Genomic DNA, 25,668 nt, shown 5'->3' with positions numbered 1-25,668 from the left:
CCGTCTCCGTGCCCGGTATCCCCGCCTGGTTGTTCGGCGCGCTCCTCGTGAGCGTTTGCCGTGAGCCGCGAAGCGGGCTTCGTCGTCGGTGCGGACGGGGAAGCCGTTCCGATCGTCACCGCTCGTGAACTGCCCCCGCGTGAACCCCTCTTGCCCCTGCGCTACGTCCTCGGCGAATGGGTCGCCCCGCGTCCGGGGCTCGGCCACGACATGTACCCCGCCGGGCGGGTCGAACGAGCCGAGGACTGCACCGGGCTCGACAACGACCAGGTTGTCATGGTGCTTCCACCCGGTGGCACGCCGTACCTGCTGAAGGGCTCCGAGCTGTATCGGGTCAAGCCGCCGCGCTGACAGTTCCCGACATGGCGCGCGACATGCAACGCGGGTATTCGAGCATTCGTCACCGGCGCAACGGCGGAAGCGAACGCGCGGAACCTGCCCGACCAGGCCGAACGGTGGACCTCGCTACTCGCACGGTGACGGCTTGGCGGTGACCCACACATGAAGAAGCCCCGGCGACCGCTGGAACGGTCCCGGGATCGGCCGACAGCTTGAAGGAGCTGACGACGTGACCCACTTTATCGCTGCCATTTTCGGATGGCTCCACCAATTGCTCGCCCCGTCGACGCCGCCCGGGAGGCACGCCCGGCCCGCCGAACCGCAGCGCCCCCGACCGAGCCGCCCCGCCAACCCGCAGCCCCAAACCCACCCCCAATGGCGCGACTTCACCCCGCCCGCCCCCGCCGCCGACGCCCCGCCGATGCAGGATTCGGCAACCGTCGTCCCGCCCTACCTGATGACGCCCGAAGAACTCACCGCACGGCGCCGGCAGCGCGTCGAAGCCAAGGCAAGCGAAGGCCGGCAACAGGCCGAACGGCGAGCCGCACTCACCCACGCCGCTGCGCGACCCACCCATGACTGGACCGTGGCAGCACGCGCGGCGGGAGTGATGGCATGATTCCGGGCCCGCCTCAACACCGCTGCGCCCCGAGACACACAGTCCGCCCCCAGCCGGCAGCGGCACTTCACGAGTGCCGCCTGCCCGATCCCCGTTCACGCTGGCGGCCCGCCCCCGCCCTGGCTCACCGCCGTCACCCCTCCCCAAGGCACCTCGGCACTCCACGACTCGGGCCGCCCACGGTCACCGACGCGCCCACCCCAGGCGCGTCAGCGCCCCCGAAATCGGCCCACCCAAGTGATCGACGCGCGAAGCGCGGAGAGCGGCGGAGCCGCAAGTGTGGGCCGGGTGACCCGGAGCGAAGCGGAGGGGCACACGGCCCCGAGCGAGGGGCCGCTTTTCCGCGGAGGAGCGCAGCGGGGGAGCGGAAAAGTGGTGCCTCGCGAGCCGGCGCCGAAGGCGCCCAAAAAAAGAAGAGACCCGCTCTCCTCGCCGAAGAGCGGGTCCCTATTCGCGGTCTCCGCAGGTCGAACCCTCATACGACCTGCTCGTTCGTGGGCCGAACCCTCATACGGCCCACCATCCGCGGTCCGTGCCCCTGGCGCACCTCAGGGCAGAGCGCGCCAGGGGACGATCCATTACCCGCGTAGCCCCGAGGCTTCGCGAGCGAGCTTTTCCACCCGCGCCCAGTCGCGCGAGGCGACCGCGTCCGCGGGAAGCATCCAGGACCCACCGACGCACGCCACATTCGGCAGCGCCAGGTAGGTCGGGGCCGAAGCCGGGGTGATTCCGCCCGTCGGGCAGAACCGCACATCCGGCACCGGCGAGGCCAGCGACTTCAGGTACGGCGCACCGCCCGAGGCCTCGGCCGGGAAGAACTTCATCTCCCGCACCCCGAGTTCGCGCAGCCGCAGCACCTCGGACACCGTCGACGTCCCGGGCAGGAAGGACAGCCCGGTGTCCACCAGCGCGCCATACAGCGTCTCGGTGCAGCCCGGCGTGACCAGGAAACGCGCGCCGGCGTCGGCCGCCGCCTTCGCCTGATCCGGCGTCAGGACCGTACCGGCGCCCACGAACGCACCCTCGACCTCCGCCGCGATCCGCTCGATCGCGCCGAGCGCCGCCGGCGTCCGCAGGGTGACCTCGACGGCCGGCAGTCCGCCCGCCACCAGCGCACGCGCCAGCGGTACGGCCGACTCCACGTCGTCCACGATCACCACCGGGATCACCGGGGCCAGGTCCAGAGCGGACGTGCTCACGCCGCCACCTCCACGAGTCGAGTGCTGCGCGCGTCCAACCACGCGGACGCGCCGCGCAGGGCCGGATGCGGGGCCACCACGAGTGCGGTGGAGATGCGGTGCAGGTACGGCGCCATCGTCGGGTTGGTCTCGAAGCCCATCCGGAACTCGCTCTTGAGCAACATCTCCGTGATCCGGGGCAGAATGCCGCCGGCCAGGAAGACGCCACCGCGAGCGCCCATCGTCAGGGCCACCCCACCGGCGAACGTGCCGAGCAGTCGGCAGAACGTCTCCACCGTCGCGACGCACACCTCGTCCGAGCCGTCCAGCGCGCGGGCGGAGATGTCCGCCGGGCTGAGCGCCTCGGCCGGGACCCCCTGTACCGCTGCCGTGCAGCGGTGCAGGCGGCACAGCCCGGGGCCGGAGAGCACGTGCTCGGCGGTCACCGTGCCCAGGCCGCCGCGCTCGTCGCGCAGCACCTCCAGGGCCGCGGCGTCCGGGCCGTGTGCCGGGCGCAGCAGCACGTGGCCGCCCTCACCCGGCAGCGGCACCCAGCCGCCGCCCGGGATCGGCACCAAGCCGGCCACGCCGAGTCCGGTGCCGGGGCCGAGCACGGCCATCGGCAGCGTCGGGTCGGGCAGGCGGTCGCCGACCACGATCAGGTCGTCGCCCGCGAGGTGCGGCAGCGACAGCGCCAGCGCCTCGAAGTCGTTGATCAGGTGCAGGTCCGGGACGCCCAGCTTGACCCGGGTCTCCGCGATGGACAACACCCAGGCGCCGTTGGTCAGTCGGAACCGGTCGCCGTGCACGGGGCCGGCGACCGCCGCGCAGATCGCGCCCGGTCGGGCCGTGCCGGAACGGTCCAGGTAGTCCTCGATTGCGGCGGCCAGGTCCGCGTGGTCCTCGCTGCGCAGCCCGAGCACCCGTTCGGGCTGTCCACCCGGCTCGGTGACCACGGCGAAGCGCGCGTTGGTGCCGCCGATGTCGGCGACCAGCCACGGGCGGTCGGGGGTCGGCTGTGCCACGGTCGGGTTCATGCGCTCGCTCCGTCGAAAGCCACGGTCGCGACCGCGCCGAACACACCGGCGCCCAGGTCGGCCGGGCCGACTCCGGCGCGCAGTGCGGTGAACAGTTCGCGTCCCGTGCCGATCCACTCGGCGTCGGTCGGGGCCGCGCCGGTGACCTGGCGCCCGGTCAGATCGGCCTGCGTGGTCAGCGTGCCCGCGACCGCGTCCACGGTCACGATGTCGCCGTCGCGGACCTTGGCGATCGGGCCGCCGGCCGCCGCCTCGGGCGTGCAGTGGATCGCGGCGGGGATCTTGCCGGAGGCGCCGGAGAGCCGACCGTCGGTGACCAGCGCCACGTGGTGGCCCCGGTCCTGGAGCACGCCGAGCGCGGGGATCAGCTTGTGCAGCTCGGGCATGCCGTTCGCCCGCGGGCCCTGGTAGCGCAGCACCGCGACGAGGTCGTGGTCCAGCTCGTTGTTCTCGAACGCGGCCAGGAACTCGGCCTGTCCGTCGAACACGCGCGCCGGCGCGGTCACCACGTGGTGCGACGGGTCGACCGCGGACACCTTGATCACCGCGCGACCGAGGTCGCCGTGCAACATCCGCAGCCCGCCGTCGGGCGCGAACGGCTTGTCGTACGGTCGCAGCACGTCCAGGTCCAGGCTCTCGGTCGGGCCGTCCACCCAGACGATCGAGCCGTCCTCGGTGAGCTGCGGCTCGCGCCGGTAGCGGTTCAGCCCGTCGCCGGCGACCGTGCGCACGTCCTCGTTGAGCAGCCCGCCGTCGAGCAGCGTGCCGATCAGGAACGCGGTGCCGCCCGCGGCGTGGAAGTGGTTGATGTCCGCCGGACCGTTCGGATACATCCGGGTCAGCAGCGGGACCGCGGTGGACAGCTCGGCGAAGTCGTCCCAGGTGAGCGTGATCCCGGCGGCGGCGGCCATCGCGACCAAGTGCAGCGTGTGGTTGGTCGAGCCGCCGGTGGCCAAGAGCGCGACGACCGCGTTGACCCAGGCCTTCTCGTCGAGCACCTCGCCGATCGGCGTGTACTCGCGGACCAGCGACGTCGGGTCGCCGAGCGACGTGGTGGCCGCGACCCGGCGGCCCGCCTCGTCGGTCAGCGCCTTGCGCAGCGGCTGGTCCGGGTGCACGAAGCTGGCGCCCGGCAGGTGCAGCCCGAGCACCTCCATGACCAGCTGGTTCGTGTTCGCGGTGCCGTAGAAGGTGCAGGTCCCGATGCCGTGGTACGCGCCCGCTTCGGCGTCGAGCAGTTCCTCGCGGGAGACCTTGCCCTCGGCGAAGCGCTGCCGGACCCGGGCCTTCTCCTTGTTGGGCAGACCAGAGGACATCGGGCCGGCCGGCACGAAGATGGTCGGCAGGTGCCCGAAGGACAGGGCACCGATCACCAGGCCGGGGACGATCTTGTCGCACACGCCGAGCATGAGCGCGCCGTCGAACATGTCGTGGGCCAGCGCCACGGCCGCCGCCATCGCGACCACGTCGCGGCTGAACAGGGAGAGCTCCATGCCCGCGCGGCCCTGGGTGATCCCGTCGCACATGGCGGGCACGCCGCCGGCGAACTGGGCCACGCCGCCGGCCTCGGCGACCGCGGCCTTGAGCTGCTCGGGGTAGGTGCGCAGCGGCTGGTGCGCGGAGAGCATGTCGTTGTAGGAGGAGACGATCGCGACGTTCGGCTTGACCGGGCCCTGGGGGCCGGTGCCGCGCAGAGCGAGCTTCTCGCCGGGCGAGCAGGCGGCGAAGCCGTGGGCGAAGTTGGCGCAACCGAGCTGACCGCGTGCGGGAGCCTCGGAGGCCGCCGCCCGGATCCGCTCCAGGTAGGCCGTACGCGTGGCGGCACTGCGGCGCGCGATGCGCTCCGTCACTGCGGCCACCGTCGGGTGGATCCTCTGCTCGCTCACGATCTTCGTGCCCCTGCTGTCAGCGGCCTGCTCTGCCGGTTCGGGTACCAAACTAGGGGTACTTTTGCCTCTTGGCAAGCAAAAGAGTGACGCTCGGGTGTCGAAGTAGTGAACTTAGGGCTTTGACCGAGGGAAAGCCGCCCTGGTTCACTGGATGGCATGGCCCGACGCGCGAATCCCATCCCGCACAGCAGTGCAGGCGAGGTCCTTCGCCTCGTGCGTGACGGGGAAGCCGAGACCCGGGCCGACGTCGCCCGGCTGACCGGGCTGTCCCGATCCGCCGTGGCGGCTCGGATCGACGAGCTGGTCGACGCCGGCCTGCTCGCCGAGCGGGCCGACGGCGTGTCCACCGGCGGCCGACCGCCGATCCGCCTCGAACTCAATCCCGACGGCGGCCTGGTGCTGGCCGCCTCGCTCGGCAGCAGCCGCGGTCAGCTCGCGGTCTGCGACCTGACCGGCCGGGTGCTGGCCAGCCGGGAGACCCAGATGGCCGCCCAGGGTGGGCCGGACGCGGTGCTCACCGGACTGCCCGCCTGGATCGACACGATGCTCGCGGAAGAGGGCTTCGACCCGGCGCGGGTGCGCGGCGTCGGGGTGGCCGTGCCCGGGCCGGTCGAACTGGACACCGGTCGCGCGGCCGGCGCGCCGACGCTGCCCGGTTGGGACGGGGTGGCGATAGCGCCCACCCTGCAACGCCGGTTGCCGGTACCGGTGTACGTGGACAACGATGTGAACGTGATGGCCCTGGGCGAATACCGGGCCCGGGCCGACGCCGGCGACCTGGTATTCGTCAAGGCATCCACCGGCATCGGCGCGGGGATAGTCGCCGACGGCAAGGTGTACCGGGGCGCGCTCGGCGCGGCCGGCGAGATCGGCCACATCCCGGTCGCCGGCGGCACCGGTGTGCGGTGTTGGTGCGGGAACGTGGACTGCCTCGAAGTACTGGCCAGCGGGCGGCACTTGATCGAGACACTGGCCGCGCACGGGGCACGCTTCCCGGACGGCCGCGAGGTCTCCAGCGTGCGGGACGTGGTGGCGCTCGCGGCGGCCGGTCAGCCCGAGGCGGTTCGACTCGTGCGCGAGTCCGGGCGGATGCTCGGCGAGGTGCTGGCGAGCGTGGTCAACGTGCTCAACCCGGCGGTCGTGGTGCTGGGCGGCGACCTCGCCGACGCGGGCGATCCGCTGCTGGCGGGGGTGCGGGAGGTCGTGTACAAGCGGTCCACGGCCGTGGCCACGCGGGAGTTGCGGATCGTGCCGAGCGTGTTGGGGGAGGCCGCGGGGCTGACCGGCTGCGCCTTCATGGCCTTGGACCAGATTCTGTCGCCCGACTCGGTGGACACCACACTCGCGCGGCTCGCGGGTGGGCGCTCGTTGCCGAGCGTGAATCGGGCGCTCCCGGCCTGACGGCGGGCCGACTTCGGCCTCGAGCGCCGGCCGGGCCGGTCTGTTTTTCGTTCGGCGTTGGGCGTCGGTTGCCTTGGGCCGGCCTCAAACGCCGGCCGGGCTGAGTAATCGGGCCGAGTGGGCGGGCCGGGGGAGTTGTTGCTGCCCAAAAAAGGATTCTCCGGATTCTCCGCACAGGGAATGTTGAGCGAGCAACTATCGTTGGAGCGAGCAAGGCCCGGGAAAGCCGGGACCGCACTCGCATCCGAGGAGCAGGCCATGCCCGCCGTCACCGTTTCCAACCCGCTGGCCTTGCCGCGTCTGCCGGAACCCGGTCTCGACGCGCGGCCGCGTCCCGTACTCTCCGTCACCACCGCGCCGAGTGGTGTCGAAGGTGAGGGCTTCCCGGTTCGGCGTGCCTTCGCGGGTGTGAAGCAGACCTACCTCGACCCGTTCATCATGATGGATCAGATGGGCGAGGTGGAGTATCAGCCTGGGGAGCCGAAAGGGACCCCGTGGCACCCCCACCGGGGCTTCGAGACCGTCACGTACATCATCGACGGCATTTTCGACCACCAGGACTCCAACGGTGGTGGGGGCACCATCACCAACGGCGACACCCAGTGGATGACGGCCGGGTCCGGCCTGCTCCACATCGAGGCGCCGCCGGAGCACCTCGTCGTGTCCGGCGGACTCTTCCACGGGCTCCAACTGTGGGTGAACCTTCCGGCGAAGGACAAGATGATGCCCCCGCGCTACCAGGACATTCGCGGCGGCACCGTCCGGTTGCTGACGTCTCCGGATGGCGGTGCACTCCTACGCGTCATCGCCGGCGAGCTGGACGGCCACCAAGGACCGGGCATCACGCACACACCGATCACGATGATTCATGCGACGCTGGCGCCGGGCGCAGAGATCACGCTGCCGTGGCGCGAGGAGTTCAATGCCCTCGCGTACGTCCTCGCCGGGCGCGGCTCCGTCGGCGCGGAACGTCGACCGGTGCACCTGGGGCAGACGGCTGTGTTCGGCTCGGGCTCGTCGCTGACGGTGCGCGCGGACGAGAAGCAGGATTCGAATGCGCCGGATCTTGAGATCGTCCTTCTCGGCGGTCAGCCGATCCGGGAGCCGGTGGCGCAATACGGGCCGTTCGTGATGAACACCAGGGCGGAACTTCAGCAAGCGTTCGAGGACTTCCAGAAGGGGCGGCTGGGCACGATCCCGGCCGTGCATGGGATGTCCGAGGGCGGACTGTAAGGCTCGCTGGGACGCCACGCGACCGAGCCCCATCCGGACAATGGCCGGGGCTCGATCGCGCCGGCTGTCAGGGTCATGTAGGGCAACCCCGCGGCACCCGCGACGAGGCTTCCAGACGGTCACCGGTGCGGCTGATCGCCGGCTCGGTCGGCGGCTTCGACGGGCCCGGCATCACCCATGCGCCGATCACGTTGCTGCACGCCTCGGTCGATCCGGGGCGCGACTTTCGCTGCCGTGGCGCAAGGAGTACCACGCCCCGGTGTACGTGCTCGCGGGCTCCGGCACCCCAGGCGCTCATGATCGGCTCCGGCCACCCTGCGGCCGTTCGCTCGTTCAGGATCCGAGCTGCCACGAGTCGAGCGAAATGCTGGGGCCATCCTGGAGGTAGCTGAGAAGCGCCGTGCCTGTGGTGGATACGAACTCCTGCGGGATGGAGCCGGTGCTCACCCACGCAACCTCCGAGTGCTTCTCGGGCTCCCCGTTGCCGAGGATGCCCGACCATGAGTGCGCGGCGAACACCACGGTCAAGAAGCCGTTGGGGGCTTCGACGCCTCGGGCTCCGTGGATGACGTGCACCAAGCGCAGATCATCGGGCGACACGACGAGTCCGGTCTCCTCGTTGAGCTCGCGCACTGCGGTCTGCGTGATTGGTTCGCCGGGCTCGCTCTTGCCGACGGGAAGATCCCACATGCCTTGGGCGAACTTGGCTTTGGGGCCACGTCGAAGAAGGGCCACTCGCCGCGATTCGCGGTCGTGAACGATCACGGCGGCAACCAGCAGTGTCATCGACGCCGTGGCGGGCTTGAGCGCGGTGATCTGGTCGGCGTTTGTCTGGGCCACGTCGTTCGGTCCCTTCCGGCGCTGTGGCTGTTAGGTCGGTGCCTCGCGTGCGCGGCGTTCCAGGTCGCTGGCTCCTGGGACTCCGCGTCTACGGTAGATCGCCAACTGGGGGCGGATCGAGCTGATCGCCTTTCTCGTGCGGTTCGAGGTCATCCCCTCCATGAGGTCGAGCGCGCGCCCCCACGTGGCCACGGCCTCTTCCGCTCGGGCTTGAGCGGCCAGGCTGTCCCCGAGGTCGGCGTAGGTGAGGGCGTGAACCCGCTTGTACTTCTCGGCGTCCCAGCGGATCAGCGCGGCGCGGTGCTGCTGCTCGGTGCCCGCGTGGTCTTCGAGGTCCGTGAGGGTCCGGGCGGTGTGGCTGGCGACTGTGCCGGCCGCCGGGCCACTGACGAGTGAGAAAGTCGGCTGCGGACCATCGTGCCGAGTGAGGGCGTCCTCTGCGGCCAGGAGTGCTCTGGCTGCAGCGGGCTTGTCGCGGGTGGCGGCGAACGCCCTTGCGTGGGTGATGTGGAGAAGCGCCTCGGTCTGTCCGTCTACCCGACCGACGCTGCGTGCGAGTGCGTTCTCGATCAACGCCACACAATTGTGAGGCTGCTTGAGGCTGAGCGCCTGGTGGGCCAAGGCACGCATCATCCACCCCGCGTGGCCGTAGGGGTCTGTCTCGACGACGAGTTGATACCCGAGTTGGTAGTAGTGCTGGGCGGCGCCTTCTTGGCCGAGGTCGTGGTGTTTCCAGCCCGCCAAGTAGGCCAGTTCAGCTACGGCTCCGAAGGCTCGCCGTCGGGTGCTCTCGTCGGGGAATCGGCAGTGGAGCATAGGGGCTGCCGTGTCTGCGAGGTATGCGGTCACGGTGGTCAGTCCATGCCCTCCGCCAAGTCGCTCGTCCGCCGCGCTGAACACCGCGGTGATCTGTCGGACGACTTCGACCTCTCCGACGCCGACGCGGGCCGTGGTAGTTCGGGCTCGCATCAGGCGGGAGATCGGTTCGGGGTCGTAGCGCAGGGGCATGGCAACCCCTGCGGTCGTAAACGCCGCGACAGCCAGGAAGTTGCGACGCTCGACATCCGCGCGGCCCAAGATGGCGGCCGTTTCGACAGGGTCGCTACTGATTGCCAAGGACTCTTCGGGTGCGGCGAAGCCGATCTCTGCCAGGGTGATCCGGCGTCCGGCACGCCGGGAGAGCGCTTCGGCGATGTACTGGCCGACCTGGCCCGCCGGCTGTCTGCCATTGACCCAGTGGGCTACGGCGGACTTGTTGGTCAACAGAGTCTCGCCGTTCTCCGCGCCGATCCGCCGTACCGCGCCGGCCAGCGCCTCATAGGTCCAGCCAGTGCTTGAAATCGTCTCCCTCAGGCGGTTGTTGGCCTCCTTGCGTGTGTCCACAATCAACCCCCCGCCTGCTGCTGTAAACCGCTTAAACCACTCTACGCGCAGGTATGCGTACCGATTGTGATGTTCGCAGGGTTCACTGAGTGTCGGAACGGTGACGCCACCGAAGACGCCTCCTTGGCCATGTCGTAAGGGGCCACGGGGCGGCGTCACAGCTATCTGATTCGCTCGCAGACTGGAGGCCGCATGTCCGTCAGCGTCATCGCAACGCCCGCGGGCCCTTCGGGCACCGCGTACCTCGAGATCCCGGTAGTACGGCCTGACGACCTCGGCTGCTTCCTGGAGCTGCCCTGTCTCCCCGAATCCGCGAGGTCCGCCCGGAAGTTGGTGACCGCCGCTCTGACGGCTTGGTCCGCTGAGGAGTTGGGCGACGTGGCCGAGTTGCTCGTGAGTGAGCTGGTCGGCAACGCGGCCAAGCACACGGGCTGCACGCGGATCTCCGTTTCGGTGAACCGGCAGAAGGCGTCAGTGTGGGTAGGGGTCCAGGACTCCTCCGGCGCACTTCCGTGCCGCACGGACCCGAAGCGCGAGGCGGAGTCCGGCTACGGCCTGGGACTCGTGGAGTCCCTCTCCTCCCGCTGGGGCGTGACCTGGGCGCCGCTCGGAAAGTGGGTCTGGTTCGAGCTGAGGACGGGCACTTCATGACCGCCTGACCCACCACAACAAGGGGCCTTACCGCGGCGAGCACCGTGATCCGGCCGGAGTGGTACCAACCGGCGTCTGGGCGCTCGGGCACATGGTCACTCTGCTCCTCCTCGGTGTGTGCGCTGCACATCGGCTGGACTCCGACCGCCGAACGAGGAATGGAAAGAGCGCCTTCGTCGGCGGGCCGAACGAGGGGCGCTGAGCTACTGGCACCAGCGTGAGGAGCCGAACGTCGCCGAGAGTTGCCGAGTGTACCGGGCATTCGATCTCGTCAGTGTGGACGGCACCGACCGCACGCCGGAAGAGGTGGCCGGCGAGATCGCCGACAACGTCCGCTCGCGTGTCCCGAACCTCGCCTGAAAGGGCAACCGCACATGACCACGACTGAGTTCGAAGCGAAAATCCTCGGCATCGAGCCGGAGAAGATGCGTGCGCGTCTGGCTGAGGCCGGGGCGGAGCACCTCGGTGACCGGTCCCAGCGCCGCTACGTCTACGACATCCCCGGCCGGCCCGGCACGTGGGTTCGTCTGCGCGACACCGGCAGCAGCGTCACGCTGTGCGTCAAGGAAATTCACTCCGACGCGATCGACGGCGTGACCGAAACGGAGACGACCGTCGGCGACTTCGACACCACGAACACGCTCCTCGGCAAACTCGGCTACCGGCCGAAGGCATATCAGGAGAACCGCCGGTCTTCCTGGACGCTGGGCGGCGTGGCCATCGAGATCGACCACTGGCCGCTGATCCCTCCGTACCTGGAGATCGAGGGGGACAGCGCCGATCACGTCCACGCAATGGTGCTCGCCCTCGGGCTACCTCTGGATGAACTGACGAGCGAGAACACGACCAAGGTCTACCGCCGGTACGGGATCGACATCGAAGCGATCCCCCGGCTCACATTCGAGTGACAGGAGGCAACCCTTGTCTGTGACCCAACGCCCGGCGGTCCGGGTCGTGCGGGACGGGACCATCCGCGTCAAGGTGATCGACGAGTGCGGGTTGGCCTGCACCTTCTGCCACAACGAGGGAACGCCGGTCACGGCCGACAATAGGGGCCGCACGCTTTTGCCCTTCGTCTCGGGGCCGGGCAAGACCGGGCGCGTGTCGATCTACAGCGAGACGAACGGCGTCAACTTCCTCTCGGCGAAGATGGCCCCGGACATGGCCTTCCGGCGGGCGGTGCGGACCCGTGGCCAGGGCGTTCGACGCCGGCGAGGTTCACCTCACGGGAGGGGAGCCCACCCTTCACACGGAGGTGCCCTCACTGGTTTCGGCACTCACCGGAATGGGGCTGAGCGTCGGAATGACCAGCAACGGGGAGCGCGGTCGGCAGGTGATGCCGGAATGCTCGGCAGCCGGCCTCAACCGGGTCAACGTCTCGGTCTTCGGCACCACTGCCGAGGAACTCCGGGCCGTTCAGTCCGAGCGCTTCAAGTCGGCGGGCCTGGCCGACGCGAAGATTCGTGCCGCGGAGCAGACCATCCGCGCCGCCGTGTCCAACGGTGTGAAGGTCTCCGTGAACATCGTCGTTCCCGGAGTGGCCCACGTGGATCGGGTCGTCAACCTGGTCGAGTCGTACGGCCAGTTCGCGGATGTGCGGATGCTCACCAGCATCCAGGACGGGCCGGAGTCGATCGCGGCGATATCGGACGTGTTGGCCCGGGTCGGTGCTGAACCGGTGCTGCGGACGTTCACCGCCGGTACCTCCGACGAACGCACCCTCTACCGGGCACTCGGCGGCCGGGCCGTCTACGTCAAACGGCTGCTGCCGGTGCGGCTTCCGGACACCTGCGCGTCGTGCAGCTTCAACAACGACACGGACTGCCAAGAGGGCTACTACGGCGTCCGGCTGTACCTGACCGAGCAGGGGGAGTACATGGTCGGTGTCTGCATCCAGCGCATGGACCTCTGCGTGCCCGTGGCCGAACTGTCGAAGAGCGGGATCGTGGAAGAGGTGAAGGCGTTCAAGGACGCCGAACTCCGGCGGCTGACGAGCCAGTATGGCGACGTTGCCTGAGTGATGGGCGTGGCCGGGACGACTTCATGAGTACGTCGGACCATCCGTGACCTCGGCGGGGCGGGTGATCCGGCACGGCGGCGCCCTGGTGCGGTTGATCGCGGGCTCGGTCGGCGGCTTCGACGGGCCGGGCATCACGCACACCCCGATCACGTTGCTGCACGCCTCGGTCGATCCGGGGCGCGACTTTTCGCTGCCGTGGCGCAAGGAGTACCACGCCCCGGTGTACGTGCTCGCGGGCTCCGGCACCGTGGGGGTCGATCGTCGACCGATCGAAACCGGCCGGCTCGCGGTGTTCGAGGTCGGGGACACGATCGCCCTCCAGGGCGATGTGCGACAGGATTCGAACAAGCCGAACCTCGAGGTGATCGTTCCCGGTGGACAGCCGATCGGCGAGGAAGTCGCCTGGTATGGCCTGTTCGTGACGAACACGCACGCCGAACCGGCGCAGGCGCTCGACGACTTCGAGACGGGTCGGAGGGGAAGGGCTCCGGCGGACCGAATCTGACGGCCGGTCAACAGTGGCCGAAGATCATCGGCGGGGAATCTGACGGATCGTCAGAGCCCTTAGGGTGCAAGGGAATGCCTCACAGGGGCGAGCGCGTGGGCTACGCAACGGAGCCGACCGGTCGCCCCTTGACGCTGTCCCGCCCACTGGCCACACTGAACAAGGTCAAATGGAACGTACCGGTTTGCCGCGCTATGAGCGCGGCCTGCGGAAAGAGGAGTGGAGCCGTCACCTCACCACCGTGAGCTCCGCCGCCGGGCCGAAGTGGCCCCGGTCGACGGCGCGATGTGACACCGGACGAGAGGAGTCCGCGTATGTCCTGGCCCTCCCGGGTGGCACACGGCATCGGCGACGGTGACCGACGGCCGCCCCACGCTTCATATTTCGCCATCTCCCCGACCGGTTCGTGGGTGATCGGACCGGCTTCGACCGGTACGTCGCCCACGGGTTTTCCGTCGACCCGTGCGTGGCCCGGTGCGACCGGGCCCTGGGGGCCGTGATGGCCACCGACTGGCGCAAGAAGTTCGTGGAGAGCACGGTCAAGACCCGGGCCTCGTCCACGAACTGGATCGCGCTGAAGATCATCCACTCGAACGCGCTCACGATGCTCATCCTCGGCACCGCCGCGGTGTTCGCGGTGGTCCTGCACCTCAAAGGACGCGCGCGCGACGGTGAGTTGTTCGCGCTCGCGATCGCGGTGCCGTGGATACTGGCGGCATATCGGCACAGCCGTGCCTGCAAGCCGTGTCCACGTCAGTCGGGAGGGGGATAGGCGATGAGCGCGTACGAACCGCCACCGCCCCCCGAGGCACGCGGACTTCGGCTCGGCGACCTGGTCCGTCGTCGCCAACTCGCCGACCCCGACGAGGAGGAGCCGGCCTTCCCGGCGCCTCGCGCGGTGCGTGCGAGCAAGCCCTCGCGCGCGTCGAGCGCACCTCGGGACGACGAGGAGCCCTCCTGGCGGCGGGACTTGCGGGAGCGTCGGAAGCACGAGCGGGACGCGGCGGCCGCGGCCGAGACCCGGCGTACGACCGAGCGCGCGGTCGGTCCGCCCACGCGCCCCGGACGCGCCGCCGAGGACCGACGCGCCGAGGAGGCCCGCCGGGCCCAGGCGCAACGCGCCGAGCGCGGCACCGCCGCTGCGGCGGATCGGCCGGCGCGGCCCACGGTGCGGCACGTGATGAAACCCCGTGACCCGGGGCGCCACAACGCCCCCGCGACGCCCGTCGAAAGCGCGCGCAAGCTGCCGTGGCGCAAGTCGACCAAGGCGGCCGGCCCGGCCGCGGGCGCCGCCGCGGCGGGCCCCGCGGCCGACACCGCGGGCGGCTCGACCGCCTCCTCCGGGCTGAGCAGGTTCGTTCGCCGAGGTCCCGCGGCCGGCGCTGCGGACGATGCCGCCGGCGCCGCCGATTCCGGTACGCCGGGCGCGGGTTCGGGTACACCCAAGGTGCAGCCGCCGTTCGTGGGGGGTGCCGACGGGAGTGTCGGACCCACCCGTGGTCCGTTCGGCGGAACCGAGCTGATCATGCTGGTTCCCGCCGGATTCGCCGCCTACTACGGTGCGGGGCTCCTCGTGAGCTGCTCATCGGAGGCGAACTTCATGGCGGCCTTCTGCCTGTGGCTCATGATGGGCTTCTGGATCGTGATCGTCAGCGCGAAGTGGCCGCTGCTGCGGCTGATGCGCTGGGCCTGGGTGCTCGCCGGTCTGATGGCCGGCGCATCCATCCCCATCGGTGGCGGGTGACGGTGCGTGCGATGTGAGTAGCTTACGAACCGTCATATCACGGGTACGCCAAGGCAAACAGGGACCGGCGGACGACCGCAGGACCGGAGGGGAATCATGCACATGTCGCTGAGCGCCGTGGCCGCTGCCGCGCCCGACTCCATCGTCGAGCTCCAATCGGCGGTGACCACCGAGACGAGCAGCGTCGGTCGTGGGGTGACCGTCGGTGTCCCGATCCTGATCATCTTCATTCTCTTCTACCTGGTCACCCACAAGAACTACAAGATCGGTGGCCTGGTTCTGGCCTTCGTGGCCGGCGTGATGTTGTCCGGTACCCAGGTGGCGTCCTCGCTCTCGGAACTGGTCGACCACTTCGTCACGGCCGGCGTCAACGCGGTCAGCGACGTGTTCAGCTGAGCCGGGGCCGCACGGGCCGGGCCGCACCGCGGTCGGGCCCGGCGGCCGTGGCCCGAACGGGCGTGGTCGACGGGTGACGTCCGGCGTGCGGCGGTCGTCTCGGTGGTAGTCCCCAGGACATGAGCGATGGTCCCCGGGACATGAGCGGTCCGCTGCACGTGATGACGTTCAATCTGCGCGGCCCGGAGAACCCGGCGCCGAACTCGTGGCGGGAGCGCTTTCCGCTCGTGGTGGAGACGATCCGCCGCGAGCACCCGCACGTGCTCGGCACCCAGGAGGGGCGCTGGCATCAACTCCGGCCGCTGGCCCGCGAACTGCGGGCCGAGTACGACTGGATCGGCCTCGGGCGCGAGGGGGGCAGCGGGTCCGAGTTCGGTGCGGTCTTCTACGACGTCGAACGCCTGGAGCCGTTGGCCTTCGACCACGTGTGGTTGTCCGCGTTCCCGCGCCTGATCGGATCGCGCACGTGGGGCAATTGGCGGCATCCCCGGATGATGACCTGGGTCCGCTTCCGGGATCTGGACTCCGGCGGGGAGTTCGCCTTCGTGAACACGCACTGGGATCACGTCTCGGCCAACGCCCGGCGCAAGAGCGCGCACGCGCTGCGGGCGCTGCTGTCGCGCCGGTTCGCCGGTGAACCGGCCATCGTGGTGGGCGACTTCAACGTCGGCACCGACAGCGTTCCGTACGCGACCCTGACCGCGGGCGGGCTGCTGCGGGACGTGGACCCGGCCGGCACGACCCGGACCTACAACAACTGGGAACCACCGGTCGACGGCGAGCGGATCGACTGGATCCTGGCGACCGCCGATTTCGACGTGCTCGACGCACGCGCGCTGACCTGGACCAGGGACGGCCGCTGCCCGTCCGACCACTGGCCGGTCCAGGCGTGGCTGAGCCGGCGAACGACGGCGTCCTGAGCCGGAGTCGGCCGGCCCGCGCGCATCTCGTGGCCCGGGTGGTTACGCCGGATCGGCCAGCCAGTTGCCGTGGAACCCGAACGGCACCCGGCACGGCAGATGCACGGTGGCCACCGGGTCGGCGGTGAGGTCGTCCGCGTCCAGCACCACCAGGTCACTGGTGTCACTCGCCGCGTCGTACACGTAGGTGAGCAGCAGGCCGGGCCCGCCCGGCCGCTCGTCGGTGGGCACGAACGTGGCCTCCCCGGGCGTACGACCGGCGCCGAAGTCGTGCGCGAGGGCGGTCCCGTCGGTCAGGTCGTAGCGCAACACCGCCCGCTCGGTCACGGTGAAGCCGTGACGTGTGGACAACCCGGCGAATCGGTCGTCCACACGCGGGAACTCCGATGCCCGGTCGTCGAGTTGCTCCTCGCGCACGGTTCCACCGGCCAGGTCGATGGTCCACCGCCACAACGTGGCGGCGCCGTCCGGCGCATCCGTGCGGTACAGGTGCGAACGGCGCATGACGTACAGCACGATCCGGTCGGCGCCCTCGTCGTGCGCGTTCAGCGTGTGGAAGACGTAGCACGGGGCGATGTCGAACCAACGAACGGCACCGTACGGGTCGTCGCGCCGCAACACGCCCAGGCGGGCGCCGTAGCCGTCGTCCCACGCGTATGGCATGGTCCCCGCCCGGGCGCGGACCGGGTCGAAGACCACCGGCAGGTCCATGAAGACCACGTGCCGGGCGGTGAGGTTGAAGTCGTGCATCATCGTGTGGCCCGGGACGTCCAGGTCGCGGCTGACCACGAGTTCACCGGCGGCGTCGGCGCGGTGGTAGGTCACATACGGCGGGACGAACGATCCGTAGCCGAAGAAGTGCAGCTCGCCGGTGGTCGGGCAGGTCTTGGGGTGCGCGGTCATCGCGGTGCGCAGCCGGCCGGCGAAGTCGTACGGCCCGATCGTGTCCAGCGACTCGGTGAGCTCGTAGGGGTACGAGCTCTCGACGAGTGCGAAGGTGCGGCCGGCGTGTCGGACCACGTGCGTGTTGGCGACGCCGTTGGCCAGGTTGCGGGCGCCGTCGGCACGGCGGAGCGGGGCTTGGGTGTCGAAGTTGTTCGTACGCACGTAGCGGTTGCGGTACCACGCGGCCCGGCCGGCCGTCAGACGCACGCCGTGCACCATGCCGTCGCCGAGGAACCAGTGGCCGCTGGGGGTTCGCGGGTTGGGGCCGTTGCGCAGGTAGGAACCGGTGAGTTCGACGGGGAGTTCGCCGCTGACCCGCAGGGCGGTCTCGGTGCGCTCCTCGGTGACCGGGGCGTGGTTGCCGGTGAGGTGGAACGGCGTCATGATGCGGGCTCCTGGCGGGCGTGCGGGCGTGCGGGCGGCGGCCGTGCTCGGTGCGGGGTTACGGGGTGTGCGGGGCGCGGGTCACCCGGCGTGCCGGGCCTGGACGATCGCGGGGTAGCGGGCGGTGAAGATCGCCGGGACCACGAATCCGGCGGCCTGCACGGCGATCGCCACGCCGCCGGCGAGGTCGTCGGCCTTGACCAGGTAGAGCGCGAGCGCGGTGACCGTGAAGCTCGCCGCCCAGACCGCGGTGATCACCACGTTGACCCGCAGGAAGCCGGGCAGGCCCCAGATCTCGCGCGGGGTGGAGCGGCGGGCGATCACCAGGGTGAACGGGTTGCGCAGGGCCAGCGAGCCCCACGCGGTGATCGCGAGCCACGCGAACGAGGCGGCGCCGACGTAGCGGTGGAAGGCGGCGTCCGGCGCGGCGAACGCGATCGGGGTCAGCACCAGGAAGAAGGCCGCGCTGCTGTAGGCGAGCAGGTCGACCCCGCGGCCGGCCCGGTGGTCCTGGGCGGCCATCACCACGGTGACGACCAGGGCGGCCAGGGCGCCCCACTGCCAGTTCGTCGAGGGAATGGCGGCGAAGACGATCCACGGTGCGAAGTTGCGTACGTAGTTCACGGGATTCCCCTGGCTCGATCTGGCACTCGGCGCGACATTGCGCTGCTGACAGGTCAAGCATGGACGTTCCTATTTCGACATGTCAATGCTGAGTGGTAAAGTTGGGGTCATGAGCCTCCGTCATGCCCTCCTGGGACTCCTCGCCAATCGGTCGGCCAGCGGCTACGACCTGTTGAAGGCATTCGAAACCTCGCTGGCCAACGTGTGGCCCGCCACCCAGAGCCAGGTCTACGGCGAACTGGGCAAACTCTCCGCAGAGGGCCTGCTCGACGTGACCGCCGAGGGCCCGCGCGGCCGCAAGGAGTACTCGATCACCGCGAGCGGGCGGACCGAGCTGCGGCACTGGCTGGTCGAGGTCGAGCCGGAGCGGGTCCGGCGCAGCGGCATGCTGCTGCGGGTCTTCTTCCTGGACACGCTGGATCCGGCCGAGGCCCGGGACTATCTCGCCGCCCAGGCCGAGGCCGCGGCCGGGACCCATGCGGGACTGGAGGCGGTACAGGCGAACGTGGAGTGGGACGACGGCCCGCTGTCGGTGTACGGGCGGATCGCGCTGGAGTACGGGCTGCGGTTGTCGCAGGTACAGCGCGAGTGGGCGGAATGGGCGGCCGAGCAGGTGACGCCGCCGACGCAGTGAGCCGGCGCGACGGGCCTGCCCGCGCGGTGCGCGCCGCGCGGGCGGGCAGGGTCCGTCACTCGGGCGCGCGGCCGGCCGAACCCGGCCGCGCGCGGCTCAGCGGAACTCGTGCACGACCTCGATCGGGCCGACGATGTGCCGGTTGAACTCGGCCAACTCCTCGGCCGGCACCCACAGTTCGAGGATGGAGCGGCCACCTGCCCGCCGCACCGGGTAGCGGATCACAAACTCGGTCTCGATCCGAAAACGGGTCACGTAGCCGACCCCGGAGGCCGGCACGTTCCAATCGCGCGCGATCTTGATCGCGTAGTCCTCGTTCAGCACCGGATAGAAGATCGGCTGGTCGGGCAGCCTGGCCGGCCACGCGGTCCAGCCGGACTCGCGCACGAGCTCCAACTCGGCCGGTCCGGTCGGCCGCCAGAGCGTCGTGGTGGGGATGGCGTTCATGGCCACATGGTGCGTCCGCGCGGGGTCCGGGTGAAAGCGGATTTCGCAGGTCGGGGCGGTCGCCGGGGCTCGGCGGGGTGCCGCCGACGGGGTGACTTCCGCCTCGCTTCGAGTGGATCTGACGGACCGTCATAGAACTTGCCGGCATCCGCTGCTAGTTTCCGCGGCATGGAACACCGCATAGACCCCGAATTGCTCGCGGTCCTCCCGTACCTGCCGACCGTGGACATCGCCGACCCGGCGGCCTTCCGCGCGGCGCAGCGGGCCCGCACCCAGCCGGTGCAGCGTCCGGACGGCCTGCTGGTCGAGGACCGGATCGTGGCCGGGAACGTACCGGTGCGGATCTACACACCCAAGGACGCGGCCCGGGCGGCCGGTCCGGACGGCTCGCTCGGGGTGCTGGTGTGGTTCCACGGCGGCGGCTTCGTGTTCGGCGACATCGACAGCTCGGACGGCAGCTGCGTGGCGACCGCGCTGGAGGTCGGCTGCATCGTGGTGAGCGTCGAGTATCGGCTCGCGCCCGAGCACCCGTTCCCGGCCGGCTTCGAGGACGCGTGGGCGGCGCTGTGCTGGGTGGCCGAGCACGCGCCCTCGTTCGGCGCCGACCCGGCGCGGATCGCGGTAGGCGGGGTCAGCGCGGGTGGGTGTCTGGCCGCGGCGCTGGCGTTGCGGGCACGGGACGAGGGCGGGCCGACGCCGGTGCTCCAGGTGCTCGACACGGCCGTGCTGGACGACCGCCTGGACACCCCGTCGATGCGCGAGTTCGAGACGGCGCCGTTGTGGGACCGGCGGCAGGCGACGCTGAGTTGGCAGTACTACCTGGCCGGCGTCGAGCCCACCGCGTACGCGGCACCGGCCCGCGCCACGGACCTGACCAACCTGCCGCCGGCGTACATCACCGCCAACGAACTGGACCCGCTGCGCGACGAGGCGATCGAGTACGCCTCCCGACTGATCCGCGCCGGCGTCCGGGTCGAACTCCACCACCGCCCGGGCACCTTTCACGGCTCCAACGCCATCCCGACCGCCGATGTCTCGCGCCGTGCGATGGCCGACATCCGCCGGGCCCTGCGGGCGGCGTTCGAGGTCGCGTAGCGGACTCGGCCTAGGCTGGGGGCTTCGGTGTTAGGGCTGCGGAAGGTGTTGTCGTGATCGTCGCGTTCTCGGTGTCCCCGCTCGGTGTCGGTGAAGACGTCGGGGAGGCGGTCGCGGAGGCCGTCCGGGTGGTGCGGGCCAGCGGGCTGCCGAACCGGACCGATGCGATGTTCACCTCGATCGAGGGCGAGTGGGACGAGGTGATGGCCGTGGTGAAGGCGGCCGTCGAGGCGGTCAAGGCGCACTCGAACCGGGTCAGCCTGGTGCTCAAGGCGGACATCCGCGACGGGGTCGTGGACGGGCTGACGGCGAAGGTGGAGACGATCGAGCGGTACCTGGCGTAGGGCCGCGGAGGCCGAAGACGAGTGCGGGGGTTCGGCTTCGGCTTTGGCTCCGGGTTCGGGTTCGGCTCCGGATTCGGATCGGAGCCCGGAGTTTTGGGGTCCGGAGTCTTGGGGCCCGCAGTCTTGGAGCCCGGGTCGAGGCCCGAGTCGGGAGCGGCCTCGGTGTGGGTGCCGTCGTGGCCACGAGTCGGCGGACCGGGTTCGTGGCCACGACCGCATGTCCGCGGTGCTTCGGGTCAGATGGCGAGCACGTTGGCGGCGCTCGGGCCCTTCTGGCCGTCCTGGATCTCGAACTCGACCGACTGGCCATCGGCGAGCGTCTTGAAGCCGTTGCCCTGGATCGCACTGAAGTGCACGAAGACGTCCTTACTGCCGTCCTCCGGGCTGATGAAGCCAAAACCCTTGGCCTCGTTGAACCACTTCACGCTCCCCTTGATCTTGGCCATCTGGTCGCCTCTCCCGAACTCCGAAGTACCCCGTGGGTACGCGCGCATCGAGCCTGCCCAACGCGACGGGTAGCGGAAACCAGGAACCCGGTCGGGCGGCCTGTAACGGATCCTCGGATCCACCCCATTCCTCTGGTGACGTCGACGAATGGGGGACTTCGCATGCCCGGAGCGAGCGACGCGGACTTCCGGGAGTTCGCCGCAACGCACAGCCGCAGGCTGTCTCGCCCCGGCGACCTGTGCCGACACTGCCGAACCGGCACCGACCCCACGCCTCTCGACGGCGCCGCCCGAGCAAGACGCCTCGAACAACTCGCCGGCCGCCCCCTGTAGCCCGGCGCAGGGCCGCCACCGCTCGCGGCGACCCTCGTGGTGGGGTGGGGTGGCCCCGACGACTCGTCGAGCTCCCTCCCGGGCCGTCCCTCCGATGGGTGATCGGGGTTGTTCCGGATATTCTGGATGGGTAGCGTCCAGCATATGCACATGAGCGAAGGCGTGGAGTGGGCGCTGCACAGCTGCCTGAACCTGGCGTGGGCCGAATCGGGCACGGCCGTGACGGCCACGAAACTGGCCGCCTTCTACCGCCTGCCCGCCGCGTACCTGAACAAGCAGCTCCAGGCGCTCGCCCGGGCCGGCATCGTCACCTCGACCTCCGGCCCACGCGGCGGCTTCCGCCTCGCCCGCGCCCTCAAGGACATCACCCTGATGGACGTCGTCGTCGCGATCGAGGGCCCCGACCCCGCCTTCCGCTGCCAACAGATCCTGCACAACGGCCCCGACGCCGACCCCACAGCCGACTACCGCACCTCCTGCGCCATCGCCCAGGCCATGTCCCGAGCCGACCTCGCCTGGCGCCACGAACTGGCCGCCCAGACCCTCGCCGACCTCAGAGCCACGGTCGAGTCCCGCTCCCCGGACACTCCGGAACTCACACGCGCCCGCCTCGCGAAAAAGTAACCGCGGGGGCGGCTGGTGTGTCCTCGCCCGCCCCCCGGGCCCGTGTGCATTACGGACCGGTCGCCGAGGCGTCGCGTCCGCGGCCCCGGCCCCGGCCGGGCGTCCGTACCGAACCGGCGCCGGAGCTGCCGCCGTTGCGGCGGCCGGCGAGTTCTCGGACGACGGCGAGGAAGTTGTCCCGGACCCGAGTGGGCCGAGCCGGATCCCAGACCGCGCCGATCCGCCAGGACACCGCATCGGACACCGCATCGGATCTGCCGACCCGCCCACCGCCGACCCCGCCAAGCGATCCGCCGCCCGATCCGCCGTCGGATCCACGGCCGGACTCCCCGCCCGTCCCGCCGTCGAGCCCGCCACTCGACCCGCCGTCGGACTCGATCGGGGTCACCATGACCGTGGCCGCCGCGATGTCGGCGGCGCCGGCCGGCACCAGGGCCGCGCCCACCCCGGCCGCCACCAAGGCAAGCACCGTCTGCAGGTCGGACGCCTCCTGGACGAGCTCGGGCCGAGCCCCGAACTCGCCCTCGAACAGCTCGATCTGCCGTACCAACCCCGGCCCCTTCGCCCGCGTCAGCCGCACCACGGGCCGCCCGCGCAACCACGCGGCGACCCCGACCGCATCCGTCGGCGGCGGATCCCGGTCCCCGGGCGAGGCCACCGCCAGGGTGTCGGTCAGCACCACCAGCCGCCCCAGGTCGTCCGGCGCCGGCAGCCGTACGAAACCCACATCGAGATCGCCGGCCCGTACCGCCTCGACCTGTGCATCGGACGACATGTCCTCCAACGTGATCCCGACTCCCGGGAAGCGCCGCCGAAAGGCCGCCACGGCCTGCGGGGCCAGATCGATACCGGAGAGCCCGAACCCGACCGCCAGCGTCCCCGCCTCACCACGCCTGAACTGCGCGGCCCGGCGGCTCAGCACATCGACGCGCCGCACCAACTCCCGCGCATCCGGCAACAGCGCCAGCCCGAGCCGGGTCGGCTCGGCCCCTCGCCGTCCGCGCGTGAACAACGCGCCACCGACCTCGGCCTCCAGGGCCTGAATCTGCTTGGTCAACGCGGGCTGAGTGATCGACAAGCGCCCCGCCGCGACTCCGAACCCGCCGGAGTCCGCGACCGCGACCAAGGCTCGCAGCAGCCGCACGTCCATATTCGGAGTCTAGGCGGCGGTCCATTCCACCCGGTTATCGAAGCGACCCAAACATTCATTGGACCGCAGCCCGCCGCACCACTGTGATGGGGGAGGAGGTCGACCGAAAGCCCAACCACACGTATCCAGACGTATCCAGGTACCGAATACCGCGCACCGAACTCCAGATACTCGCCTACCGCCTACCGCCTACCGCCTACCGCCTACCGCCTACCGCCTACCGCCTACCGCCTACCGCCTACCGCCTACCGCCTACCGCCTACCGCCTACCGCCTACCGCCTACCGCCTACCGCCTACCGCCTACCGCCTACCGCCTACCGCCTACCGCCTACCGCCTACCGCCCACCGCCTACCGCCCACCGCCTACCGCCCACCGCCTACCGCCCACCGCCCACCGCCTACCGCCCACCGCCTACCGCCCACCGCCCAACGAACCCGAGAGCGGGAGCCACCAATGGACCAATTGTTGCGTTGCGCGTCGGTACAGTTCGAGCCCCGCCCGGACGACAAGGTCTACAACCTCGCCCGCGTCGAACACTTCGTCCGCGAAGCCGCCACCGACGGCGTCCGTCTGGTCGTACTCCCCGAGATGTGCCTCCTGGGCTACTGGCACCTCCGTCGCCACACCCCCGACCGCCTGCGCGAACTCGCCGAGCCGAGCACCGGCCCGTCCGTCACGCACGTGCGCCGGCTCGCCATGGAACTGGGCATCGCCACCGGCCTCGGCTTCCTCGAAATCGACGAGACCGACGGCCGCCTCTACAACTCGTACGCCGTCTGCCTCCCCGACGGCCGAGTCCACTGCCACCGCAAACTGCACGCCTTCGAACACGAGGCCATCTCCAGCGGCGACCACTACACCGTCTTCGACACCCCGTGGGGCGCCCGCGTCGGCATCCTCATCTGCTGGGACAACAACCTGGTCGAAAACGTCCGCGCCACCGCCCTCCTCGGCGCCTCGATCCTGGTGGCCCCGCATCAAACCGGCGGTACGGCCTCGCGCAGCCCGCACGCCATGCGTCCGATCCCGATGCCCCTGTGGGAAGCCCGACACCGCGACCCCGCCGCCATCGAAGCGGCCTTCCGCGGCGAAAGCGGCCGGGCCTGGCTGATGCGCTGGCTTCCCGCCCGAGCCCACGACAACGGCCTGGCCCTGATCTTCAGCAACGGCGTGGGTCGCGACGACGACGAGGTCCGCACGGGCAACGCGATGATCCTCGACCCCTACGGCCGCATCCTCACCGAAACCTCCGCCGCCGAAGACACCATGGTCACCGCCGACATCGACCTGTCCCTGATCCCGATGTCCACCGGCCGCCGCTGGCTCAAGGGCCGCCGCCCCGCCCTCTACGACATCCTCACCCACCACTTCGGCGACGAACGCCCACCCAGAACCGCCCGCTTCTCCACGGAGCCGCCCACCCTGGAACCCCTGCCCGCTCGGGGCGAGTCCGCCTCCACCTGATCCGGCCGCGCCCGATTCGCAGGCGTGAACGCGCCCTGCCCGGATCGTGAACGCCTTGAGCGTCGCCGCCCGCCATTCGGCCCAAGGGCCGCCGGCCTGCCTCCTACGGCCTTCGCACCCACCACTTCGGCGACCAACCCTCCGCGGAATCGCCCGCTCCTCCAGGGAATCGCCCGCTCCTCCACGGAGTCGGCCACTCTCGGACCAGGCCCCGGAACGCCCGATCCTCACTCTCGAACAGGTCTTCACCCTCGCGGACGGCGTCGGCCCTCACTACCGGGCCACCGTCCTCCTCGCCGCCTTCGGCTCCCTGCGCTGGGGCGCACTCGCCGCCCTCCGCCGCGACCACGTAGACCTCGACGCAGGCACGATCCGTATCGACGTGTCCGCCACTGAGATGAGCGACGGCCAACGCGTGATCGGCCCGCCCACGTCGGCCGCAGGCAAGCGCACCGTGACCATCCCCGCGCCGATCCTGCTCGACCTGCCCCGCCACGTGGAGTGGTTCGCCGAGAAGGAGCCTGGCGGCGCCTGCTCTTCGTCGGCCCGAGGGGCGCCGCTCTCCGCCGCTGCAACTTCCGCCGGGTTCGGCGCTGTGGTACCTGTCGCCTCGGCGTGAGCGACCTGCACTTTCACGACCTACGCCACACCGGCAACGTCCTGGGCGCCGAGACCGGCGCCACCCTTCGAGAACTCGTGGACCGCACCGGCCGCGGTCCACGTCCTTGGCAGCCCTGATCGACACGCTCGCGCCAGCCGGGACCAAGCCGTCGCCGACGCGATCGGGAAGCGGGTCAAGAAGGTCCAGCCCCAAGAGCAACGCGCATCTGGCACGGAGCCAGCACACGAGGCGTAGCGAGTCTGGAAACGGCGAAGGCCCAGGTTGCGGATCATGTCCGTGACCTGGGCCTTCACTTCCGGAGCGGGCGACGAGAATCGAACTCGCGTTCTAAGCTTGGGAAGCTCATGTTCTACCATTAAACTACGCCCGCATCAGGCGCCCCAAGGGGAACCCTGCACG

The 25,668-nt window shown here is 70.4% G+C and carries 28 protein-coding genes and 1 tRNA gene; 18 read left to right on the top strand and 11 right to left on the bottom strand.

Annotation, left to right across the window (positions count from 1 at the left end):
- The first annotated feature begins 60 nt into the window (after positions 1–60).
- The gene (locus tag ACZOOI_RS13740) at positions 61–351 is read left to right on the top strand and encodes a hypothetical protein (protein ID WP_465280923.1); all 291 of its coding nucleotides are present in this window, start codon (positions 61–63) and stop codon (positions 349–351) included.
- A gap of 217 nt (positions 352–568) precedes the next feature.
- Complete coding sequence (locus ACZOOI_RS13735) at positions 569–958, top strand: hypothetical protein (protein WP_465280922.1); 390 nt, start codon at positions 569–571, stop codon at positions 956–958.
- A gap of 578 nt (positions 959–1,536) precedes the next feature.
- Here ACZOOI_RS13735 and eda read toward each other — a convergent pair.
- Genes eda through edd form a run of 3 tightly spaced genes read right to left on the bottom strand, consistent with a single transcriptional unit; the run spans position 1,537 to position 5,059 of the window.
- Entirely contained in the window at positions 1,537–2,157 is a 621-nt protein-coding gene (gene eda, locus ACZOOI_RS13730) for a bifunctional 4-hydroxy-2-oxoglutarate aldolase/2-dehydro-3-deoxy-phosphogluconate aldolase (protein WP_465280921.1), read from the bottom strand.
- Positions 2,154–3,173 carry a glucokinase gene (gene glk, locus ACZOOI_RS13725; RefSeq protein ID WP_465280920.1) on the bottom strand — a complete coding sequence of 340 codons (1,020 nt, stop codon included), beginning with the start codon at positions 3,171–3,173 and terminating at the stop codon, positions 2,154–2,156. Before glk ends, eda begins: the two co-directional genes overlap by 4 nt.
- A complete protein-coding gene (gene edd / locus ACZOOI_RS13720) occupies positions 3,170–5,059 on the bottom strand; it encodes a phosphogluconate dehydratase (RefSeq protein ID WP_465280919.1) in 1,890 nt (629 codons plus the stop codon). The genes glk and edd overlap by 4 nt, the downstream gene beginning before the upstream one ends.
- A gap of 216 nt (positions 5,060–5,275) precedes the next feature.
- Here edd and ACZOOI_RS13715 point away from each other — a divergent pair, with 216 nt between their 5' ends.
- Both ACZOOI_RS13715 and ACZOOI_RS13710 read left to right on the top strand, forming a co-directional pair.
- On the top strand, positions 5,276–6,463 hold the full coding sequence (locus ACZOOI_RS13715) for an ROK family transcriptional regulator (protein WP_391587182.1): 1,188 nt from the start codon (positions 5,276–5,278) through the stop codon (positions 6,461–6,463).
- Positions 6,464–6,721: 258 nt separating this feature from the next.
- Positions 6,722–7,696 carry a pirin family protein gene (locus tag ACZOOI_RS13710; RefSeq protein WP_465280918.1) on the top strand — a complete coding sequence of 325 codons (975 nt, stop codon included), beginning with the start codon at positions 6,722–6,724 and terminating at the stop codon, positions 7,694–7,696.
- Between the two features lie 333 nt (positions 7,697–8,029).
- Here ACZOOI_RS13710 and ACZOOI_RS13705 read toward each other — a convergent pair whose 3' ends face one another.
- Positions 8,030–8,536 carry an NUDIX domain-containing protein gene (locus tag ACZOOI_RS13705; RefSeq protein WP_465280917.1) on the bottom strand — a complete coding sequence of 169 codons (507 nt, stop codon included), beginning with the start codon at positions 8,534–8,536 and terminating at the stop codon, positions 8,030–8,032.
- A gap of 30 nt (positions 8,537–8,566) precedes the next feature.
- Positions 8,567–9,919: a tetratricopeptide repeat protein gene (locus ACZOOI_RS13700; RefSeq protein ID WP_465280916.1), complete on the bottom strand. Its 1,353-nt coding sequence runs from the start codon at positions 9,917–9,919 to the stop codon at positions 8,567–8,569.
- Between the two features lie 192 nt (positions 9,920–10,111).
- On the opposite strand from ACZOOI_RS13700, the gene ACZOOI_RS13695 reads away from it, so the two are divergent.
- The 8 genes from ACZOOI_RS13695 (at position 10,112) to ACZOOI_RS13660 (ending at position 16,155) form a co-directional block, all read left to right on the top strand.
- A complete protein-coding gene (locus ACZOOI_RS13695) occupies positions 10,112–10,570 on the top strand; it encodes an ATP-binding protein (RefSeq protein ID WP_465280915.1) in 459 nt (152 codons plus the stop codon).
- Positions 10,571–10,944: 374 nt separating this feature from the next.
- Entirely contained in the window at positions 10,945–11,478 is a 534-nt protein-coding gene (locus ACZOOI_RS13690) for a class IV adenylate cyclase (protein ID WP_465280914.1), read from the top strand.
- A gap of 281 nt (positions 11,479–11,759) precedes the next feature.
- Positions 11,760–12,587 (top strand): radical SAM protein, encoded by an 828-nt coding sequence (locus tag ACZOOI_RS13685; RefSeq protein ID WP_465280913.1) that lies wholly within the window; start codon positions 11,760–11,762, stop codon positions 12,585–12,587.
- A gap of 46 nt (positions 12,588–12,633) precedes the next feature.
- Positions 12,634–13,095 carry a pirin-like C-terminal cupin domain-containing protein gene (locus ACZOOI_RS13680; RefSeq protein WP_465280912.1) on the top strand — a complete coding sequence of 154 codons (462 nt, stop codon included), beginning with the start codon at positions 12,634–12,636 and terminating at the stop codon, positions 13,093–13,095.
- A 406-nt stretch (positions 13,096–13,501) separates the two neighbouring features.
- Complete coding sequence (locus tag ACZOOI_RS13675; RefSeq protein ID WP_465280911.1) at positions 13,502–13,867, top strand: hypothetical protein; 366 nt, start codon at positions 13,502–13,504, stop codon at positions 13,865–13,867.
- Between the two features lie 3 nt (positions 13,868–13,870).
- A complete protein-coding gene (locus ACZOOI_RS13670; protein WP_465280910.1) occupies positions 13,871–14,839 on the top strand; it encodes a hypothetical protein in 969 nt (322 codons plus the stop codon).
- 96 nt (positions 14,840–14,935) lie between these two features.
- On the top strand, positions 14,936–15,235 hold the full coding sequence (locus ACZOOI_RS13665; protein WP_355544859.1) for a hypothetical protein: 300 nt from the start codon (positions 14,936–14,938) through the stop codon (positions 15,233–15,235).
- A gap of 119 nt (positions 15,236–15,354) precedes the next feature.
- Positions 15,355–16,155, top strand: coding sequence for an endonuclease/exonuclease/phosphatase family protein (locus ACZOOI_RS13660; protein ID WP_465280909.1), 801 nt, complete (start codon positions 15,355–15,357; stop codon positions 16,153–16,155).
- Positions 16,156–16,197: 42 nt separating this feature from the next.
- Here the strand turns inward: ACZOOI_RS13660 and ACZOOI_RS13655 are convergent, their stop codons facing one another.
- Positions 16,198–17,484, bottom strand: coding sequence for a carotenoid oxygenase family protein (locus ACZOOI_RS13655; protein ID WP_465280908.1), 1,287 nt, complete (start codon positions 17,482–17,484; stop codon positions 16,198–16,200).
- 81 nt (positions 17,485–17,565) lie between these two features.
- Positions 17,566–18,108, bottom strand: a complete 543-nt coding sequence (locus ACZOOI_RS13650; RefSeq protein WP_465280907.1) for a hypothetical protein — start codon at positions 18,106–18,108, stop codon at positions 17,566–17,568.
- A 109-nt stretch (positions 18,109–18,217) separates the two neighbouring features.
- Here ACZOOI_RS13650 and ACZOOI_RS13645 point away from each other — a divergent pair, with 109 nt between their 5' ends.
- Positions 18,218–18,742 (top strand): PadR family transcriptional regulator, encoded by a 525-nt coding sequence (locus tag ACZOOI_RS13645; protein WP_465280906.1) that lies wholly within the window; start codon positions 18,218–18,220, stop codon positions 18,740–18,742.
- A gap of 96 nt (positions 18,743–18,838) precedes the next feature.
- Here ACZOOI_RS13645 and ACZOOI_RS13640 read toward each other — a convergent pair whose 3' ends face one another.
- Positions 18,839–19,189 (bottom strand): hypothetical protein, encoded by a 351-nt coding sequence (locus ACZOOI_RS13640; protein WP_465280905.1) that lies wholly within the window; start codon positions 19,187–19,189, stop codon positions 18,839–18,841.
- Between the two features lie 168 nt (positions 19,190–19,357).
- Between ACZOOI_RS13640 and ACZOOI_RS13635 the strand changes: the two genes are divergently transcribed.
- Complete coding sequence (locus tag ACZOOI_RS13635; protein ID WP_465280904.1) at positions 19,358–20,284, top strand: alpha/beta hydrolase; 927 nt, start codon at positions 19,358–19,360, stop codon at positions 20,282–20,284.
- 53 nt (positions 20,285–20,337) lie between these two features.
- On the top strand, positions 20,338–20,628 hold the full coding sequence (locus ACZOOI_RS13630) for an MTH1187 family thiamine-binding protein (protein ID WP_391587171.1): 291 nt from the start codon (positions 20,338–20,340) through the stop codon (positions 20,626–20,628).
- Positions 20,629–20,864: 236 nt separating this feature from the next.
- Here the strand turns inward: ACZOOI_RS13630 and cspE are convergent, their stop codons facing one another.
- Positions 20,865–21,074, bottom strand: a complete 210-nt coding sequence (gene cspE, locus ACZOOI_RS13625; RefSeq protein WP_465280903.1) for a transcription antiterminator/RNA stability regulator CspE — start codon at positions 21,072–21,074, stop codon at positions 20,865–20,867.
- A 477-nt stretch (positions 21,075–21,551) separates the two neighbouring features.
- On the opposite strand from cspE, the gene ACZOOI_RS13620 reads away from it, so the two are divergent.
- Positions 21,552–22,031 carry an RrF2 family transcriptional regulator gene (locus tag ACZOOI_RS13620; protein ID WP_465280902.1) on the top strand — a complete coding sequence of 160 codons (480 nt, stop codon included), beginning with the start codon at positions 21,552–21,554 and terminating at the stop codon, positions 22,029–22,031.
- Positions 22,032–22,080: 49 nt separating this feature from the next.
- Here ACZOOI_RS13620 and ACZOOI_RS13615 read toward each other — a convergent pair whose 3' ends face one another.
- Positions 22,081–23,181 carry a LysR family transcriptional regulator gene (locus ACZOOI_RS13615; RefSeq protein ID WP_465280901.1) on the bottom strand — a complete coding sequence of 367 codons (1,101 nt, stop codon included), beginning with the start codon at positions 23,179–23,181 and terminating at the stop codon, positions 22,081–22,083.
- Positions 23,182–23,636: 455 nt separating this feature from the next.
- On the opposite strand from ACZOOI_RS13615, the gene ACZOOI_RS13610 reads away from it, so the two are divergent.
- Together ACZOOI_RS13610 and ACZOOI_RS13605 are read left to right on the top strand one after the other, a co-directional pair.
- Complete coding sequence (locus ACZOOI_RS13610) at positions 23,637–24,647, top strand: nitrilase family protein (protein WP_465280900.1); 1,011 nt, start codon at positions 23,637–23,639, stop codon at positions 24,645–24,647.
- 382 nt (positions 24,648–25,029) lie between these two features.
- Entirely contained in the window at positions 25,030–25,266 is a 237-nt protein-coding gene (locus tag ACZOOI_RS13605) for a hypothetical protein (RefSeq protein ID WP_465280899.1), read from the top strand.
- 302 nt (positions 25,267–25,568) lie between these two features.
- On the opposite strand, the gene ACZOOI_RS13600 is transcribed toward ACZOOI_RS13605, so the two are convergent.
- Positions 25,569–25,639, bottom strand: a tRNA-Gly gene (locus tag ACZOOI_RS13600).
- Positions 25,640–25,668 lie beyond the last annotated feature (29 nt).

Source organism: Embleya sp. L77 (assembly GCF_055557415.1).
Note: the sequence above shows the minus strand (reverse complement) of the source record. Positions and strands in the feature narration are given on the sequence as shown.

Excerpts from the sequence above, each read along its gene's own strand:
- ACZOOI_RS13610 (WP_465280900.1), top strand. The coding sequence starts at position 23,637 with ATGGACCAATTGTTGCGTTGCGCGTCGGTACAGTTCGAGCCCCGCCCG.
- ACZOOI_RS13690 (WP_465280914.1), top strand. The coding sequence starts at position 10,945 with ATGACCACGACTGAGTTCGAAGCGAAAATCCTCGGCATCGAGCCGGAG.
- ACZOOI_RS13645 (WP_465280906.1), top strand. The coding sequence starts at position 18,218 with ATGAGCCTCCGTCATGCCCTCCTGGGACTCCTCGCCAATCGGTCGGCC.
- ACZOOI_RS13710 (WP_465280918.1), top strand. The coding sequence starts at position 6,722 with ATGCCCGCCGTCACCGTTTCCAACCCGCTGGCCTTGCCGCGTCTGCCG.
- ACZOOI_RS13665 (WP_355544859.1), top strand. The coding sequence starts at position 14,936 with ATGCACATGTCGCTGAGCGCCGTGGCCGCTGCCGCGCCCGACTCCATC.
- cspE (WP_465280903.1), bottom strand. The coding sequence starts at position 21,074 with ATGGCCAAGATCAAGGGGAGCGTGAAGTGGTTCAACGAGGCCAAGGGT.
- ACZOOI_RS13660 (WP_465280909.1), top strand. The coding sequence starts at position 15,355 with ATGAGCGATGGTCCCCGGGACATGAGCGGTCCGCTGCACGTGATGACG.
- ACZOOI_RS13695 (WP_465280915.1), top strand. The coding sequence starts at position 10,112 with ATGTCCGTCAGCGTCATCGCAACGCCCGCGGGCCCTTCGGGCACCGCG.
- ACZOOI_RS13670 (WP_465280910.1), top strand. The coding sequence starts at position 13,871 with ATGAGCGCGTACGAACCGCCACCGCCCCCCGAGGCACGCGGACTTCGG.
- glk (WP_465280920.1), bottom strand. The coding sequence starts at position 3,173 with ATGAACCCGACCGTGGCACAGCCGACCCCCGACCGCCCGTGGCTGGTC.
- ACZOOI_RS13655 (WP_465280908.1), bottom strand. The coding sequence starts at position 17,484 with ATGACGCCGTTCCACCTCACCGGCAACCACGCCCCGGTCACCGAGGAG.
- ACZOOI_RS13620 (WP_465280902.1), top strand. The coding sequence starts at position 21,552 with ATGCACATGAGCGAAGGCGTGGAGTGGGCGCTGCACAGCTGCCTGAAC.
- ACZOOI_RS13615 (WP_465280901.1), bottom strand. The coding sequence starts at position 23,181 with ATGGACGTGCGGCTGCTGCGAGCCTTGGTCGCGGTCGCGGACTCCGGC.
- ACZOOI_RS13635 (WP_465280904.1), top strand. The coding sequence starts at position 19,358 with ATGGAACACCGCATAGACCCCGAATTGCTCGCGGTCCTCCCGTACCTG.
- ACZOOI_RS13640 (WP_465280905.1), bottom strand. The coding sequence starts at position 19,189 with ATGAACGCCATCCCCACCACGACGCTCTGGCGGCCGACCGGACCGGCC.